Source organism: Mitsuaria sp. PDC51 (assembly GCF_900113225.1).
In the GTDB taxonomy this organism is placed as follows: domain Bacteria; phylum Pseudomonadota; class Gammaproteobacteria; order Burkholderiales; family Burkholderiaceae_C; genus Roseateles.
Map to the genome: position 1 here is coordinate 1,720,476 of NZ_FOZE01000001.1, position 15,955 is coordinate 1,736,430.

The 15,955-nt window shown below is 67.9% G+C and carries 16 protein-coding genes; 10 read left to right on the top strand and 6 right to left on the bottom strand.

Features of this window, described 5'->3' with window-relative positions; all coding sequences use genetic code 11:
- Nucleotides 1–229 precede the first annotated feature (229 nt).
- A complete protein-coding gene (gene sodC / locus BM393_RS07470; RefSeq protein WP_091724137.1) occupies nt 230–766 on the top strand; it encodes a superoxide dismutase family protein in 537 nt (178 codons plus the stop codon).
- A 177-nt stretch (nt 767–943) separates the two neighbouring features.
- Here the strand turns inward: sodC and acnB are convergent, their stop codons facing one another.
- The 6 genes from acnB to BM393_RS07500 form a co-directional block, all read right to left on the bottom strand.
- Nucleotides 944–3,532: a bifunctional aconitate hydratase 2/2-methylisocitrate dehydratase gene (gene acnB / locus BM393_RS07475; protein ID WP_091724138.1), complete on the bottom strand. Its 2,589-nt coding sequence runs from the start codon at nt 3,530–3,532 to the stop codon at nt 944–946.
- Between the two features lie 50 nt (nt 3,533–3,582).
- Nucleotides 3,583–4,020: a type II toxin-antitoxin system VapC family toxin gene (locus tag BM393_RS07480; RefSeq protein WP_091724139.1), complete on the bottom strand. Its 438-nt coding sequence runs from the start codon at nt 4,018–4,020 to the stop codon at nt 3,583–3,585.
- 4 nt (nt 4,021–4,024) lie between these two features.
- Complete coding sequence (locus BM393_RS07485; RefSeq protein ID WP_091724140.1) at nt 4,025–4,282, bottom strand: AbrB/MazE/SpoVT family DNA-binding domain-containing protein; 258 nt, start codon at nt 4,280–4,282, stop codon at nt 4,025–4,027.
- A 229-nt stretch (nt 4,283–4,511) separates the two neighbouring features.
- On the bottom strand, nt 4,512–5,075 hold the full coding sequence (locus BM393_RS07490; protein ID WP_091724141.1) for a hypothetical protein: 564 nt from the start codon (nt 5,073–5,075) through the stop codon (nt 4,512–4,514).
- Nucleotides 5,076–5,371: 296 nt separating this feature from the next.
- Complete coding sequence (locus BM393_RS07495; protein ID WP_091724142.1) at nt 5,372–6,382, bottom strand: CoA ester lyase; 1,011 nt, start codon at nt 6,380–6,382, stop codon at nt 5,372–5,374.
- Nucleotides 6,383–6,505: 123 nt separating this feature from the next.
- The gene (locus BM393_RS07500) at nt 6,506–7,492 is read right to left on the bottom strand and encodes a malate dehydrogenase (RefSeq protein WP_091724143.1); all 987 of its coding nucleotides are present in this window, start codon (nt 7,490–7,492) and stop codon (nt 6,506–6,508) included.
- Between the two features lie 256 nt (nt 7,493–7,748).
- On the opposite strand from BM393_RS07500, the gene BM393_RS07505 reads away from it, so the two are divergent.
- The 9 genes from BM393_RS07505 to BM393_RS07545 all read left to right on the top strand — a co-directional run bounded on the left by BM393_RS07505 (nt 7,749) and on the right by BM393_RS07545 (nt 15,946).
- Nucleotides 7,749–8,531 (top strand): GntR family transcriptional regulator, encoded by a 783-nt coding sequence (locus BM393_RS07505; protein WP_091724144.1) that lies wholly within the window; start codon nt 7,749–7,751, stop codon nt 8,529–8,531.
- A gap of 126 nt (nt 8,532–8,657) precedes the next feature.
- Entirely contained in the window at nt 8,658–9,098 is a 441-nt protein-coding gene (gene sdhC, locus BM393_RS07510; protein ID WP_091724147.1) for a succinate dehydrogenase, cytochrome b556 subunit, read from the top strand.
- A gap of 75 nt (nt 9,099–9,173) precedes the next feature.
- Nucleotides 9,174–9,536 carry a succinate dehydrogenase, hydrophobic membrane anchor protein gene (gene sdhD, locus BM393_RS07515; protein ID WP_091724149.1) on the top strand — a complete coding sequence of 121 codons (363 nt, stop codon included), beginning with the start codon at nt 9,174–9,176 and terminating at the stop codon, nt 9,534–9,536.
- A gap of 3 nt (nt 9,537–9,539) precedes the next feature.
- On the top strand, nt 9,540–11,357 hold the full coding sequence (sdhA, locus tag BM393_RS07520) for a succinate dehydrogenase flavoprotein subunit (protein WP_091724151.1): 1,818 nt from the start codon (nt 9,540–9,542) through the stop codon (nt 11,355–11,357).
- Nucleotides 11,358–11,376: 19 nt separating this feature from the next.
- Nucleotides 11,377–12,081 (top strand): succinate dehydrogenase iron-sulfur subunit, encoded by a 705-nt coding sequence (locus BM393_RS07525; RefSeq protein WP_091724154.1) that lies wholly within the window; start codon nt 11,377–11,379, stop codon nt 12,079–12,081.
- A gap of 33 nt (nt 12,082–12,114) precedes the next feature.
- A complete protein-coding gene (locus BM393_RS07530; protein WP_091724156.1) occupies nt 12,115–12,396 on the top strand; it encodes a succinate dehydrogenase assembly factor 2 in 282 nt (93 codons plus the stop codon).
- A gap of 31 nt (nt 12,397–12,427) precedes the next feature.
- Nucleotides 12,428–13,738 carry a citrate synthase gene (gene gltA, locus BM393_RS07535; RefSeq protein WP_091724158.1) on the top strand — a complete coding sequence of 437 codons (1,311 nt, stop codon included), beginning with the start codon at nt 12,428–12,430 and terminating at the stop codon, nt 13,736–13,738.
- Nucleotides 13,739–13,931: 193 nt separating this feature from the next.
- Nucleotides 13,932–14,948 (top strand): LacI family DNA-binding transcriptional regulator, encoded by a 1,017-nt coding sequence (locus BM393_RS07540; protein ID WP_091724159.1) that lies wholly within the window; start codon nt 13,932–13,934, stop codon nt 14,946–14,948.
- Nucleotides 14,945–15,946, top strand: coding sequence for a ribokinase (locus BM393_RS07545; protein WP_091724160.1), 1,002 nt, complete (start codon nt 14,945–14,947; stop codon nt 15,944–15,946). The genes BM393_RS07540 and BM393_RS07545 overlap by 4 nt, the downstream gene beginning before the upstream one ends.
- Nucleotides 15,947–15,955: the final 9 nt, after the last annotated feature.

Sequence of the window (15,955 nt, forward strand, 5' to 3'; positions counted from 1 at the left end):
GTGAAGACCGGGTGAGCGCGGGGTGAGCAAGCAGTGAGCATCGGACGACGATTGGCTGCCCTGCGCGTTGCGCGGCTGCCGCGTCGCTTCGTTGGCGTGCGCGCGACGCGCCGTTGCACGATCATTCGACCCCAGGGCGCATCGCCGGTCTTCCCCGCCGGCCGGTGCCCCGACCGATGGCCGTCGTCGGCCCGGTCGCCTTTCCCGTCCATCCGAAGAGGAGTTTCGAATGAAAGTCGCCAAGTCCCTGTGCCTGGGCCTGATCGTGTCCGGTGCCGCCCTGACGGCCGCGCATGCCGCCGAACTGACGGTGAACCTCGCCATCGCGCAGCCCGATGGGGCCGGCGCCTCGGCGGGCACGGTGCGCATCGTCGAGACGCCGTATGGCCTGGCCTTCTATCCGCAGCTCCAGGGGCTGCCGGCCGGCCTGCATGGTTTCCATGTGCATGAGAACCCGTCCTGCGGGCCCGCCACGACCAACGGCACGGTGACCCCGGCCGGCGCGGCGGGCGGGCACTTCGATCCCAAGGGCAGCAAGCGCCATGGCGAGCCCTGGGGCGACGGCCACCTGGGCGACCTGCCGCCGCTGTTCGTCGCGCAGGACGGGCAGGCGGTCAATCCGGTGCTGTCGCCGCGACTGACCAAGCTCGACGAGGTCAAGGGCCACGCCTTGATGGTCCATGCCGGCGGCGACAACCACGCCGACCATCCGGCCCCGCTGGGCGGTGGCGGCGCGCGCATCGCCTGCGGCGTGATCGGCGGTTGAGCAGCGGCGCAGCAGCGGCCGCCGGACGTCCGGACGGGGGCCGCGCCGTCCGCGCCGTCGATTCACCATGAACAAAGGGCCCGGAGGTTCGCACCTCCGGGCCCTTGTCGTTGGCGGGGCAGGGGACTCACCTTCCCCTGCGTCGCCGCGGACCGGGGTCCGCGATGGTCCGGCCGATCAGGCGACCGACTTCGCCGTCTCCGCGTATTCCTCGATCTGGTCGAAGTTCATGTAGCGGTAGACGCTGGCCTTGTCGGCATCGATGACGCCCATTTCCTTGAGGTACTCCGCCTTGGTCGGCAGGCGGCCCAGGCGGGACGCGATCGCGGCCAGCTCGGCCGAGCCCAGGAACACGTTGGTGTTCTTGCCCAGACGGTTGGGGAAGTTGCGCGTGGAGGTCGAGATGACCGTCGCGCCCTCGCGGACCTGCGCCTGGTTGCCCATGCACAGCGAGCAGCCCGGCATCTCGGTGCGCGCACCGGCGGTGCCGAAGGCGGCGTAATGGCCTTCCTTGATCAGCTCGCTCTGGTCCATCTTGGTCGGCGGCGCGACCCACAGCTTGACCGGGATGTCGCGCTGGCCACCCAGCAGCTTGGCCGCCGCGCGGAAGTGACCGATGTTGGTCATGCACGAGCCGATGAAGGCCTCGTCGATCTTGGTGCCGGCGACTTCGGACAGCACCTTCGCGTCGTCCGGGTCGTTCGGGCAGCAGACGATCGGCTCGGTGATGTCGGCCAGGTCGATCTCGATGACGGCGGCGTACTCGGCGTCCTTGTCCGCTTCCAGCAGGTCCGGCTTGGCCAGCCAGGCCTCCACCTTCTCGATGCGGCGCTGCAGCGTCTTCGCGTCCGCGTAGCCGTCGGCGATCATGTTCTTCATCAGGACGATGTTGGAGGTGAGGTACTCCTTGATCGGCGCCGGATTCAGCTTGATCGTGCAGCCGGCGGCCGAGCGCTCGGCCGAGGCGTCGGACAGCTCGAAGGCTTGCTCGACCTTCAGGTCGGGCAGGCCCTCGATCTCCAGGATGCGGCCCGAGAAGATGTTCTTCTTGCCGGCCTTGGCCACGGTCAGCAGACCGGCCTTGATCGCGTACAGCGGGATCGCGTGGACCAGGTCGCGCAGCGTCACGCCCGGCTGCATCTCGCCCTTGAAGCGCACCAGCACCGATTCCGGCATGTCCAGCGGCATCACGCCGGTCGCGGCGCCGAAGGCCACCAGGCCCGAACCGGCCGGGAAGGAGATGCCGATCGGGAAACGGGTGTGCGAGTCGCCGCCGGTGCCCACGGTATCGGGCAGCAGCAGGCGGTTCAGCCAGCTGTGGATCACGCCGTCACCCGGACGCAGCGACACGCCGCCGCGGTTGGAGATGAAGGCGGGCAGCTCGCGGTGCGTCTTCACGTCCACCGGCTTCGGATACGCGGCGGTGTGGCAGAAGGACTGCATCACCAGGTCGGCCGAGAAGCCCAGGCAGGCCAGGTCCTTCAGCTCGTCGCGGGTCATCGGGCCGGTCGTGTCCTGCGAACCGACCGTCGTCATCTTGGGCTCGCAGTAGGTGCCCGGACGCACGCCCTGGCCTTCCGGCAGGCCGACGGCGCGACCCACCATCTTCTGCGCCAGCGTGAAGCCGGCGTTCGAGGCGGCCGGGGCCTGCGGCAGGCGGAACAGGGTGGAGGCGGGCAGGCCCAGGAACTCGCGCGCCTTGGCGGTCAGCGAGCGGCCGATGATCAGGTTGATCCGGCCGCCGGCGCGGACTTCGTCGAACAGCACGTCGCTCTTGAGCTTGAACTCGGCCACGGTCTCGCCGTTCTTCACCAGCTTGCCGTCATAGGGCAACACGTCGATGACGTCGCCCATCTCCAGCTTGGACACGTCGACCTCGATCGGCAGCGAGCCCGAGTCTTCCTGCGTGTTGAAGAAGATCGGCGCGATCTTGCCGCCCAGCGTCACGCCGCCGAAGCGCTTGTTGGGGACGAAGGGGATGTCCTGGCCGGTGGCCCAGATCACCGAGTTGGTCGCCGACTTGCGCGACGAGCCGGTGCCGACGACGTCGCCGACGTAGGCCACGACGTGGCCCTTCTTCTTCAGGTCCTCGATGAACTGCATCGGGCCGCGCTTGCCGTCCTCCTCGGGCTTGAAGGCCGCGTCGGGGCGGGTGTTCTTCAGCATCGCCAGGTAATGCAGCGGGATGTCCGGACGGCTCCACGCGTCGGGCGCGGGCGACAGGTCGTCGGTGTTGGTCTCGCCCGGCACCTTGAAGACGGTGACGGTGATCTTCTTCTCGACTTCCGGACGCGAGGTGAACCACTCCGCGTCGGCCCAGCTCTGCATCACTTCCTTGGCCTTGGCGTTGCCCGCCTTGGCCTTGGCGGCGACGTCGTTGAAGTAGTCGAACATCAGCAGGGTCTTCTTCAGACCGTCGGCGGCGACGCCCGCCACTTCGGCGTCGTCCAGCAGCTCGATCAGCGGATGCACGTTGTAGCCGCCCACCATGGTGCCCAGCAGTTCGGTGGCCTTGGCCTTGGAGATCAGGCCCACCTTCAGGTCGCCGTGCGCGACGGCGGCCAGGAAGCTGGCCTTGACCTTGGCGGCGTCATCCACGCCCGGCGGCACGCGGTGGGTCAGCAGGTCCAGCAGGAAGGCCTCCTCGCCGGCCGGCGGGGTCTTGATGAGCTCGATCAGCTCGGCGACTTGCTTCGCGTCGAGCGGCAGCGGCGGGATGCCGAGCGCGGCGCGTTCGGCTTCATGTTGGCGATAGGCTTGCAGCATGCGAACTCCAGTGTGGTCTCTGCTTGGGTCGAAAGAGCGGGTCTCGGCGGTCACGGCGCGCTGGGCACGATGACCTTGAGGCCCTTGAAATAGTCTCGGAAGAAGCCCTGGTCCCGGGTGATCAGGCCGTCGCACTGCAACATCGCGTGCGCGCCCACCAGGAAGTCGGGCATCGCCCGCGTGGCGGCGGCCTCGGGCGCGCCGGAAGGCGCCCCCTTGTCGGCCAGCCGTTGCTTGAACTTGCGTTGCATCTCGCCGGCGCGGATCGCCGCGCGCTGGTCGATGGCCAGAAAGCGCAGGCCCATCTCCTCGAGCGCGTCCATCACCTCCGAGCCGTGCCCGAGGCCGGCCGTGACTTCGGCCAGCACCACGTCGCACAGCACCACCGGGCCGCTGGACAGCGCCAGGCGCAGCGCGGCCTCGGCCGCGTCGGCGCCGGGCGCGTCGCCCAGGAGGTCGATGAGAACGGAGCTGTCGACGGCGATCATCGGATCAGGCGTCGGTGGATTCGTCGAAGGACTGGTCGGGCGCGCGGCCGCGCAGATCGCGCATGACGTCGTCGGTCGAGGTGCCTTCGGGCAGCTTGAAACGGCCGCGGGCGCGGGAGATGGCGTCGTCGACGTTCTTGCGCAGGATGATGCGGGCCCCGTCGAGTTCCACCTTGAGGGTGGTGCCCTTGGTCAGCCCCAGGGCGTCCCGCACGGCCTTGGGCAGGGTGATCTGACCTCGTTCGGCGACGGTGGCTTCCATGCGGGCTCCTGGCGATCCTGGGAGATTAGGCGACGGCCTTGGCGATTTCATGACCGCCCGCGGCCGGTCGCCGGTGCGGTATGAATCGGAAAGTATGCATGAATTGTACGTACTTTCGGCTCGCGAAATCCAGCCCGGCGTGCGCAAGCCCGAGGTCCGCGCTGGGGGAAGCGGTGGCGGACGGGCGTGAAAAAGCCGCCTCGAGGGCGGCTTCGTCGGGGCGCGAGGCTCAGTTCGCGCTCGGCGCGATGCCCAGGCCGGGGCCGGCGGGCGCCGACGCGGCGCGGGCGGCCTCGATGGCGGCGCGCTGTTCCGGGTGGACGCATTCGTCGACCAGGCGCTGGCCGGCCTTGACGTCCAGCAGCATCGACTTGTTGGCGATCTGGACCATCAGCGTGCGGCCGGTGACGTCCTCCAGGCGCAGGGCGCCGGTCGACGACAGCACCGGCTTCATCGTGAAGGTGTCCTTCTTGAAGCCGACGTTGATGTAGCCGGCGTGCTTCTCATCGGGAGCGATGGTGACGGACTGCTTGAATTCGCACTCGTACAGGCCGAGGTAGGCGCGCTTGGCGGCGGCCAGTTGCTCCTCGTTCGCCTCCGGCAGCGGGGGCGGGGGCGGCGGGGTCTTGGCGGCGGGCTTCTTGGCCGTCGACTTGCCGGCGGCGGGCTTCGCGGCCTTGGCCGGTGCGGCCTTGCTGCCGGCATTCGGGTCGGGCTGAGCGGCGGCGAGGCCGGCGGTCAGGGTCAGCGCGGCGGCAGCGGCGCCGGACAGGAGGAGGGCGGTCAGTCGCATTCTGGGAATGGGGAAGAGGGACCTGGAAACACCAGCCGATGCAGGTGGCCGAAAAACAAACGCCGACAGGCGGCGATGCGCAATTGTCACCGCGGCCTCGTCCCGCAAAACCCGCATTTAATGTGTCAAACCGTTGATCGACGCTAGGGTCTTCACCGGTTGTGCGCGGCGCGACGCGAGGCGTGACGCCGCTTTTTCGCCGCGATGGTCCACGGCACGTGAAGTCCTGCACGGATGGGCGATTGCACATTGTTGCGCCCGGCGCGCGACCGGCCCGCCACTGCGGCGTCGACGCGTCAGAGCGGCGACGGCCGCGGCGCGAACCAGGCCTGCGCGACCTCCGTCGGCAGGTTCTGTCCGGTGCCGTGCGCGCGCTGCAGCAGGTGCCAGAACAGGCGGTAGCTGGCGCGGTCATGCAGCATGTCGCGGTGCTGGATCGGCGCCCATTGCGCCGCCTGGGCGGCCTGCAGGATCTCGATGGCCTCGTCGATCTCGGCCACGCTCGGCGCGAAGGCATCGATGATGGGCTGGATCTGGTTCGGATGGATGCTCCACATCCGCGTGTAGCCGAACTCGCGCGCGGCGCGCTCGGCGGCGGACTGGATCGCGCGCTCGCTCTTGAACTCGGTCACCACGCAGTGCGACGGCGTCTTCGCATAGGCATGCGCGGCCGCCGCGATGGACAGCTTGGCGCGCCGCACCAGCGGATGGGTGAACTGGCCCTCGACCGTCAGCGCGGAGCGCGGGATCGCGCCGCGATGCGCCGACACGAAGTCCATCAGCCCGAACGACAGCGACTCGATGCGCGGATGCGCGGCGATCGCCATCACGTCGCGCAGGGCGCCGTGGGTCTCGATCAGCGTGTGCAGCGGCAGCGGCTTGCGGATCGCGTGTCGCTTGAGGCAGTCGTCGATGAAGGCGATGGCGCGGTCCAGGTCCGCGATGCCTTCGGGCTTGGGGATCATCAGGAAGGCGAGCTTCTCGCCGCCGCCGGCGATGACCGCCTCCACGTCCGCTTCGAAGGCCGGGTGGTTGAACGGATGCACGCGCACGCCGACGCGGCCATGCGCATTGAGCGAGCCGTTGAGCAGGTGCAGCACCAGCAGCATGTGCTCGGCCTCGCCGCCGACCGGCGCGCCGTCCTCGCAGTCCAGCGTGATGTCGAAGACCGGGCCCATCCGCGCCTGCAGCTCCAGGCTCTTGATCATGCGGGCCTCGACGCCGCAGTAATGGTCGACGACCGGCAGGACGACGGGCGCCTGGCCGTCTTCGAACAGGGCGTCGGCGGGGTGGAGGAGCGTGCTCATGCGATGACGGCGGGAGGGGTTGAACTCTGGAAGGAAGAAGGGCCGGCCTTCTTGCGAAAGGCCGGCCCGTCGAGTGTCGCTCAGCGGAAGCGGTGCGCGGGCCCCTGCGGACCCTCGCGCGGCTTACAGCAGATGCTTGACGCCGTTCTGCTCTTCCAGCAGCTCGTTCAGCGTCTTGTTGATGCACTCTTGCGAGAAGGCGTCGATCTCCAGGCCCTGGACGATCTTGTATTCGCCGTTCTCGACGGTCACCGGGTAGCCGAACATGACTTCCTTCGGAATGCCGTACGAGCCGTCCGACGGGATGCCCATCGTGACCCACTTGCCGTTGGTGCCCAGGGCCCAGTCGCGCATGTGGTCGATGGCGGCGTTGGCGGCCGAGGCGGCCGACGACAGGCCGCGCGCGGCGATGATCGCGGCGCCGCGCTTGCCCACGGTCGGCAGGAAAGTGGTGCGGTTCCACTCTTCATCGTTGATCAAAGCCTTGACCGACTGGCCGTCGATGGTGGCGTAGCGGTAGTCCGCGTACATCGTCGGCGAGTGGTTGCCCCACACGGCCAGCTTCTCGATGCCGGCGACCGGCTTGCCGGTCTTGGCGGCGATCTGCGAGGCGGCGCGGTTGTGGTCCAGGCGCAGCATGGCGGTGAAGTTCTTGGCCGGCAGGTCCGGGGCCGACTTCATCGCGATGTAGGCGTTGGTGTTGGCGGGGTTGCCCACCACCAGCACCTTGACGTTGCGCGAGGCCACGGCGTTCAGCGCCTTGCCCTGCACGGTGAAGATCTGGGCGTTGGCGGCCAGCAGGTCCGAACGCTCCATGCCCGGGCCGCGCGGACGGGCGCCGACCAGCAGCGCGTAGTCGGTGTCCTTGAAGGCGGTCATCGGGTCGCTGTGGGCCTCGATGCCGGCCAGCAGCGGGAAGGCGCAGTCTTCCAGTTCCATGATCACGCCCTTGAGCGCGTTCTGGGCCTTCTCGTCCGGGATCTCCAGCAGCTGCAGGATGACGGGCTGGTCCTTGCCCAGCATCTCGCCGCTGGCGATGCGGAACAGCAGGGCGTAGCCGATCTGGCCGGCGGCGCCGGTGACGGCGACGCGAACGGGTTTCTTGCTCATCAGAAGTCTCCGGGGAAGTGCGAGTGAATGATGCGGGAGGCGCGGTCCGCGCCAGCGGCGGCAAGTGTAGGCCAGCACGGTGGCGGCACGGATCGCGATAGGGTCTTCTTCGCCCACCGGTGTGGGGAGTCGCCCCCAAATTAGCGGGCGACCATTGCGTGAAACTGACACTCTTGTGTCTTATATAAGACTAATCTCCTCGGACTCCCCCCGCAGGATGGACGCTCGCACCGCAGTTGTGCTCGAATCGCGCCCCATGTCGCCCCCCGCCGCCCCGGTTCACCCCGTCACGCCGCTCAATGAGCTGGCGCGCGCGGAAGCCGCGCCGTCGTTCAGCCCGCTGTATCGCCAGATCAAGGGGCTGATCCTCAAGGGCCTGCAGGCCGGCGAGTGGAAGGCGGGCGAGACCATCCCCAGCGAGATGGACCTGGCCGCCCGCTTCGGGGTGAGCCAGGGCACCGTCCGCAAGGCCGTCGATGAGCTCGCGGCCGACAACCTGCTGGTCCGCAAGCAAGGGAAGGGCACCTTCGTCGCCACCCATGCGGAACAGCAGCAGCAATACCGCTTCCTGCGCCTCACGCCCGACGGCGATGCCGCCGCGTCGCTCGGGCGCCAGCTGCTGGACTGCAAGCGCCAGCGCGCGCCGGCCTTCATCGCCAAGCTGATGCAGCTGCGCGCCGGCGACCCGGTCATCGAGATCCGCCGCCTGCTGCACAGCGGCGGCCAGCCGGTCGTGCTGGACGACATCTGGCTGCCCGGCGCCCTGTTCAAGGGGCTGACGGCGGAGCGGCTGCTGGAGCATCGCGGGCCGTTCTACAGCCTGCTTGAAACCGAATTCGGCGTGCCGATGATTCGCGCGCAGGAAAAGATCCGGGCGGTCGCGGCGGAGGAAGACGCCGCCGCGCTGCTGCAGGTGGCGCCCGGCAGTCCGCTGCTGAGCGTCGAGCGTCTGGCCTTCACCTACGGCGACAAGCCGGTGGAGTTGCGCCGCGGCCTCTACAACACTACTCATCACTTCTATCGCAACGACCTGAACTGATGCATTCGCGTTGCGGCGATGACGTTTTCATGGCACCGCATGAAAACGACATGCGCCCAGGACACCCTTCCGGGGTGTTGCGTTGCCATAAAATCTTCGGGTTTCACATTGATTACAAGGTCGGACATGACGGACGCCACCCAAGCCACCAAGAAGAATCGACCGGTCTACACCAACATCCATGTCACGCAGATCGTTGGCTATCGCCTGCCGCCGGCGGGCATCGTCTCGATCCTGCACCGCATCAGCGGCCTGCTGATGTTCTTCCTGCTCCCGTTCGTGATCTGGATGTTCGACACCAGCCTCACGTCGGAGATCTCTTACGAAACCTTCACCGCGGCCTTCGTCTCGGGCATCGGTTTCCTGCCGGGCTGGTTCATCAAGCTGGTCGCGCTGGCCCTGATCTGGGGCTACCTCCACCACTTCATCGCGGGCGTGCGCCATCTGTGGATGGATGCGACCCACAGCGTCAGCAAGCAGCAAGGCAAGAGCAGCGCCATCGTGACGCTGGTGCTGTCCATCGTGCTGACGATCGCGCTCGGCGCCAAGCTCTTCGGCCTGTACTGATCCCGCCGCCGGCGCGTGGCTCGGCTCGCGCGACCGGGATGAATCCCGACGATTGACCCAAGAGGCAAATCAACAATGACAACCTACGGAAGCAAGCGCATCGTCACCGGTGCGCATTACGGCCTGCGCGACTGGATGGCCCAGCGCGCCACCGCGCTGCTCATGGCGCTGTTCACCCTCGTGCTGCTGGCGCAGGTGCTGTTCACCAGCCAGCCGCTGGGCTACGACCTGTGGGCCGGCATCTTCAGCAAGCAATGGATGAAGTTCCTGACCTTCGGCCTGATCGTCTCGCTGGCGTATCACGCGTGGGTCGGCGTGCGCGACATCTGGATGGATTACGTGAAGCCGGTGGGCGTGCGGCTGGCGCTGCATGTGTTCACGCTGGTGTGGTTGACGGGTTGCGCGGGTTGGGCGATCCAAGTGCTCTGGAGGCTGTAAGAAATGCAAATCGGAACCTCGCTGCCCAAGCGCAAATTCGACGTCGTCATCGTGGGAGCCGGCGGCTCCGGCATGCGCGCGTCGCTGCAGCTGTCGCTCGCCGGCCTGAACGTGGCCGTGCTGTCCAAGGTTTTTCCCACCCGCTCGCACACCGTGGCCGCCCAGGGCGGCATCGGCGCCAGCCTGGGCAACATGTCGGAAGACAACTGGCATTACCACTTCTACGACACCGTGAAGGGCTCGGACTGGCTGGGCGACCAGGACGCCATCGAGTTCATGTGCCGTGAAGCGCCGAAGGTGGTCTACGAGCTCGAGCACTTCGGCATGCCGTTCGACCGCAACCCGGACGGCACGATCTATCAGCGCCCGTTCGGCGGCCACACCGCCAACTACGGCGAGAAGCCGGTCCAGCGCGCCTGCGCCGCGGCCGACCGCACCGGCCACGCGCTGCTGCATACGCTGTACCAACAGAACGTCAAGGCCCGCACCAACTTCTTCGTCGAGTGGATGGCGCTGGACCTGATCCGCGACGCCGAGGGCGACGTGGTCGGCGTGACCGCGCTGGAGATGGAGACGGGCGAGATCCACATCCTCGAAGCCAAGACCGTGCTGCTGGCCACCGGCGGCGCGGGGCGCATCTTCGCGGCCTCGACCAACGCCTTCATCAACACCGGCGACGGCCTGGGCATGGCGGCGCGCGCCGACATCCCGCTGCAGGACATGGAGTTCTGGCAGTTCCACCCGACCGGCGTGGCCGGCGCCGGCGTGCTGCTGACCGAAGGCTGCCGCGGCGAGGGTGCGATCCTGCGCAACGCCAACGGCGAGCGCTTCATGGAGCGCTACGCCCCGACACTGAAGGATCTGGCGCCGCGCGACTTCGTCTCGCGCTGCATGGACCAGGAGATCAAGGAAGGTCGCGGCTGCGGTCCCAACAAGGACTACGTCGTGCTGGACATGACCCACCTGGGCGGCGACACCATCCTCAAGCGGCTCCCGTCCGTGTTCGAGATCGGCCACAACTTCGCCAACGTCGACATCACCAAGGAGCCGATCCCGGTGGTGCCGACCATCCATTACCAGATGGGCGGCATCCCGACCAACGTCAACGGCCAGGTCGTCGTCCAGAAGGGCGAGGACCACAAGAGCGTGGTCAACGGCCTGTACGCGGTGGGCGAGTGCTCCTGCGTCTCGGTGCACGGCGCCAACCGCCTGGGCACGAACTCGCTGCTGGACCTGGTGGTCTTCGGCCGCGCCGCCGGCAACCACATCGTCGAGGCGCACAAGGGCTTCAAGGCCGCCGGCAAGGCCCACAAGCCGCTGCCCAAGGACGCCGCCGACCAGACGCTGGCGCGCCTGGCTCGTCTGGAATCCAACACCGGCGGCGAGTACGCCCAGAACGTCGCCAACGACCTGCGCGCCGCGATGCAGTCGCACGCCGGCGTGTTCCGCACCCAGGCGCTGCTGGACGAGGGCGTCACCGCCGTTGCCGCCATCCGCGAGCGGGTGAAGAACATCACGCTGAAGGACAAGTCCAAGGTCTTCAACACCGCCCGCGTCGAGGCGCTGGAAGTGGACAACCTGATCGAGGCCGCGCAGGCCACCATCGTGTCCGCCGCCGCCCGCAAGGAATGCCGTGGCGCCCACACCGTCAACGACTACGAGCGGGGTCCGGACGATGCGGAATTCCCGCTGGGCCGCAACGACAAGGAGTGGATGAAGCACACGCTGTGGCACTCCAAGACCAACAGCCTGACCTACAAGCCGGTCAACCTCCAACCGTTGACCGTCGAGAGCGTCCCGCCGAAGGTCCGTACCTTCTGAGCGCCGCAGGAGCATTCAAATGATCAAGCGCACCTTCAAGATCTACCGCTACGACCCGGACAAGGACGCCAAGCCCTACATGCAGACCATCGAGCTGGAGCTCGCCGGCAACGAACGCATGCTGCTGGACGCCCTGCTCAAGCTCAAGGAAGTGGATCCGTCGCTGTCGTTCCGCCGCTCGTGCCGCGAAGGCGTGTGCGGTTCCGACGCGATGAACATCAACGGCAAGAACGGCCTGGCCTGCCTGACCAACCTGCGCTCGCTGCCGGACGTCATCGTCCTGAAGCCGCTGCCGGGCCTGCCCGTCGTCCGCGACCTGATCGTGGACATGACGCAGTTCTTCAAGCAGTACAACTCGATCCGTCCGTTCCTGGTGAACGAGGAAGCGCCGCCCGAGAAGGAGCGCCTGCAGTCCCCCGAGGAGCGCGACGAGCTCAACGGCCTGTACGAGTGCATCCTCTGCGCGAGCTGCTCTACGAGCTGCCCCAGCTTCTGGTGGAACCCCGACAAGTTCGTCGGTCCCGCCGGCCTGCTGCAGGCCTACCGCTTCATCGCCGACAGCCGCGACCAGGCCACCGCGGAGCGCCTGGACAACCTCGAGGATCCGTACCGCCTGTTCCGCTGCCACACCATCATGAACTGCGTCGACGTCTGCCCGAAGGGTCTCAACCCGACCAAGGCGATCGGCAAGATCAAGGAACTGATGGTGCGTCGCGCCGTCTGAGGCCCGCACCGCGAGACAGCAGCGCGCACACGCATGAACGCCGTGGACACCAACACCCTCATCGATGAGAGGGATCTCTCCAAGCTCAAGTGGCGTTGCCGCCGCGGGCTGTTGGAGAATGACCTCTTCATCGAGCGGTTCTTCCAACGTCACGAAGGCGCGCTGACCGTCTTCCACGCGGAAGGCCTGCGGCAGTTGATGGACCTGTCCGACAACGACCTGCTGGACCTGCTGCTGGCCCGCAAGGAACCGGCGGACGACCTGGACCGGCCGGACGTGCATGCCGTGCTCGCGCTGCTGCGGACCCCTCAGTAACAAGAACCCCCCGAAGTCATAAGGAATGCCCATGACCCCGTCTGACGTCAAAGCCACCCTGTCGTTCTCCGACGGCAGCCCGCAAATGGATCTGCCCCTGTACAAGGGCACCATCGGTCCGGATGTGATCGACATCCGCAAGCTTTACGCGCAGACCGGCAAGTTCACCTACGACCCGGGCTTCCTGTCGACGGCGTCGTGCAACTCGACCATCACCTACATCGATGGCGACAAGGGCGAGCTGCTGTACCGCGGCTACCCGATCGAGCAGTTGGCGGTGAACTGCGACTACCTCGAGACCTGCTACCTGCTGCTCTACGGGGAACTGCCGACCCCGTCGCAGAAGGAAGAGTTCGTCAGCCGCGTGACCAACCACACGATGGTCAACGAGCAGATGCAGTTCTTCCTGCGCGGCTTCCGCCGCGACGCGCACCCGATGGCGGTGATGACGGGCCTGGTGGGCGCGCTGTCGGCCTTCTATCACGACAGCACCGACATCAATAACCCCGAGCACCGCGAGATCGCCGCGATCCGCCTGATCGCGAAGATGCCGACGCTGGTGGCGATGGCCTACAAGTACACGATCGGCCAGCCCTACATCTATCCGAAGAACGACCTCTCGTACGCCGGCAACTTCATGCGCATGATGTTCGCCACGCCCTGCGAGGAGTACAAGCCCAACGACGTGCTGGTGCGCGCGATGGACCGCATCTTCACGCTGCACGCGGACCACGAGCAGAACGCGTCGACCTCGACGGTGCGCCTGTGCGGTTCGTCGGGCACCAACCCGTTCGCGGCGATCGCGGCCGGCGTAGCCTGCCTGTGGGGCCCGGCGCACGGTGGCGCCAACGAGGCCTGCCTGAACATGCTGAACGACATCCAGCAGATGGGTGGCGTGGCCAAGATCGGCGACTTCATCAAGCAGGTCAAGGACAAGTCCAGCAACGTCAAGCTGATGGGCTTCGGTCACCGGGTCTACAAGAACTACGACCCGCGCGCCAAGCTGATGCGCGAGACCTGCCACGAAGTGCTGAACGAACTGGGCCTGCACGACGACCCGCTGTTCAAGCTGGCGATGGAGCTGGAGAAGATCGCGTTGGAAGACGAATACTTCGTCGCCCGCAAGCTGTACCCGAACGTGGACTTCTACTCGGGCATCGTGCAGCGCGCCATCGGCATCCCGGTGCCGCTGTTCACCGCGATCTTCGCGCTGGCCCGCACCGTTGGCTGGATCGCGCAGCTCAACGAGATGATCGGCGACCCCGAGTACAAGATCGGCCGTCCGCGCCAGCTGTTCGTCGGCGCCACCAAGCGCGACGTCAAGCCGATCGCCCAGCGCTGATCGGGACCGCGAGCCGCCCCGGCGGCTCGTCGCTGCGAAGCCCCTGCGCCCGAGGCCAGGGGCTTTTCTTTTGAATATTTGATGCGCGGGGTTCGCCTGAGCACGGCTTCCGTCAAGCTTGCGGTATGCTCTGCAAACGTTTGCAATTGACGGAACACGCCAGTTTGGCACGAGCAGGGGACCGAATCTACCGATGAGCACCATCAAGGATGTGGCCGCTTTGGCGGGGGTGTCCTTCACCACGGTCTCGCATGTGCTGAACAACACGCGGCCGGTCAGCGCCGAGGCGCGGGCGCGCGTCCTGGCGGCGGTCGACGAGATCGGTTACCTGCCCAGCGCGGTGGCCCGCTCGCTGCGGCGCAGCGAGACCAAGATCGTCGGCGTGCTGGTGCCCAACGTGCGCAACCCGTTCTTCGCGGAACTGGTCGTCGGCGCCGAGGAGTGGTGCCGCCAGGCGGGCTATTCCGTTTTCCTCTGCAATTCCGACAACGATCCCAAGCACCAGCAGTCCTACCTGCGCACGCTGCTCGAGAAGCGCATCGACGGCCTGCTGCTGAGCTCGGCCGGCGACACCGAGGCGCTGGCCAGCACCTTCCGCCATGCCAGCGTGCCGGTGGTGACGGTGGACCGCCTGGTGCCGGGCGCGCGCGCCGACCGCGTCAGCGTCAACAACCAGCTGGGCGCCTTCGAGGTGGTGCGCCACCTGCTGGAACTGGGCCATCGCCGCATCGGCTGCGTCAGCGGACCGGGCGAATTCGAGGTCACCACCGAGCGCGTCGCCGGCTGGCGCAGTGCCATGGAGCAGCGCGGCCTGGCGGCCCGTCCCGAATGGCTGGCCGAAAGCGACTTCAGCACCGCCGGCGGCTACGAGGCCGTCAAGGCGCTGCTGACGCGACAGCCCGAGCTCACCGCCGTCTTCACCTGCAACGACCTGATGGGCATGGGCGCCTTGCGCGCCGCCGCCGAGATGGGCCGGGTCGTGCCGCGCCAGCTGTCGGTCGTGGGCTTCGACGCGATCGAGCTCGGCAGCTACGTCTATCCCGCGCTGACCAGCGTGGGCTGCTCGATCCGCGAGCTCGGCCGGGAGGCCGGCCGCGCGCTGATCGAGCGCATCGAGAATCCCCAGGCGCCGTTCAAGGACCTGCAACTCGTGCCGCAGGTCGTGCTGCGCGAGAGCACCGCGGCGCCGTCGTCTCCGGAGCTTTCATGACTTCAGCCCAGGCTGCGGCCACCGTCGTGGTGGTCGGCAGCGTCAACATGGACCTCGTGGCCCACGCCGCGCGGCTGCCCGCGCCGGGCGAGACCCTGATCGGCCAGGCCTTCGCGGGCACCCCCGGCGGCAAGGGTGGCAACCAGGCGGTGGCCGCGTCTCGGCTGGGCGCCGAGGTGGCGCTGATCGGCCGCGTCGGCATGCGCCAGCATGGCCAGGACCTGCTGGGCGCGCTGGAGGCGGAACGCGTCCACACCCAGGCCGTGCGCCGCGACGAGGCGGCCTGGCCCGGCGTGGCCGTGATCATGGTCGCCAGCGAGGGCGGCGAGAACGCCATCGTCGTCGTGCCCGGCAGCAATGCGGACCTGGCGCCGGCGGACGTCGAGCAGGGCGGGGCGCTGCTGCGCCAGGCCCGGGTCGTCGTCGCCCAGCTGGAGGTGCCGGTGCCGGCGATCCAGCGCGCCTTCGAGATCGCCCGACAGTCCGGCGTGACCACGGTGCTGAACGCCGCGCCGGCGCAGGAGCTGCCGGCCGCCTTGCTGGCGCTGAGCGACTGGCTGGTCGTCAACGAGACCGAAGCGCTGCAACTGGCGCGCGCGGTGACGCTGCCCGGCGATGCCGACGAACTGACGATCGCGCGCGCGACCGCGGCGCATCTGCGCACGCTGGGGCCGCGTCACGTGCTGGTGACGCTGGGCGCCGCCGGCGCCTGGCTGCTGTGCGACGCGCATCCCGAGGGCCTGCATCTGGTCGCCGCGCGCGTCGACGCTGTGGACACGGTCGGCGCGGGCGACACGCTGGTCGGCGGCCTCGCGGTCGGGCTGGCCGAAGGGCTGGTCGCGGCGCGCGCGGTGGCGCTGGGCCAATCGGCCGCCGCGATCGCGGTGAGCCGCGCCGGCGTCCAGCAGGCCATGCCCCACCGCTCGGAACTGCCGGAATTGCCCGAGCTCGCTGCGCTCGTCGCGAAGGCGGCACACTCCGCCGACGGCAACCCCTGACCCTGGAGC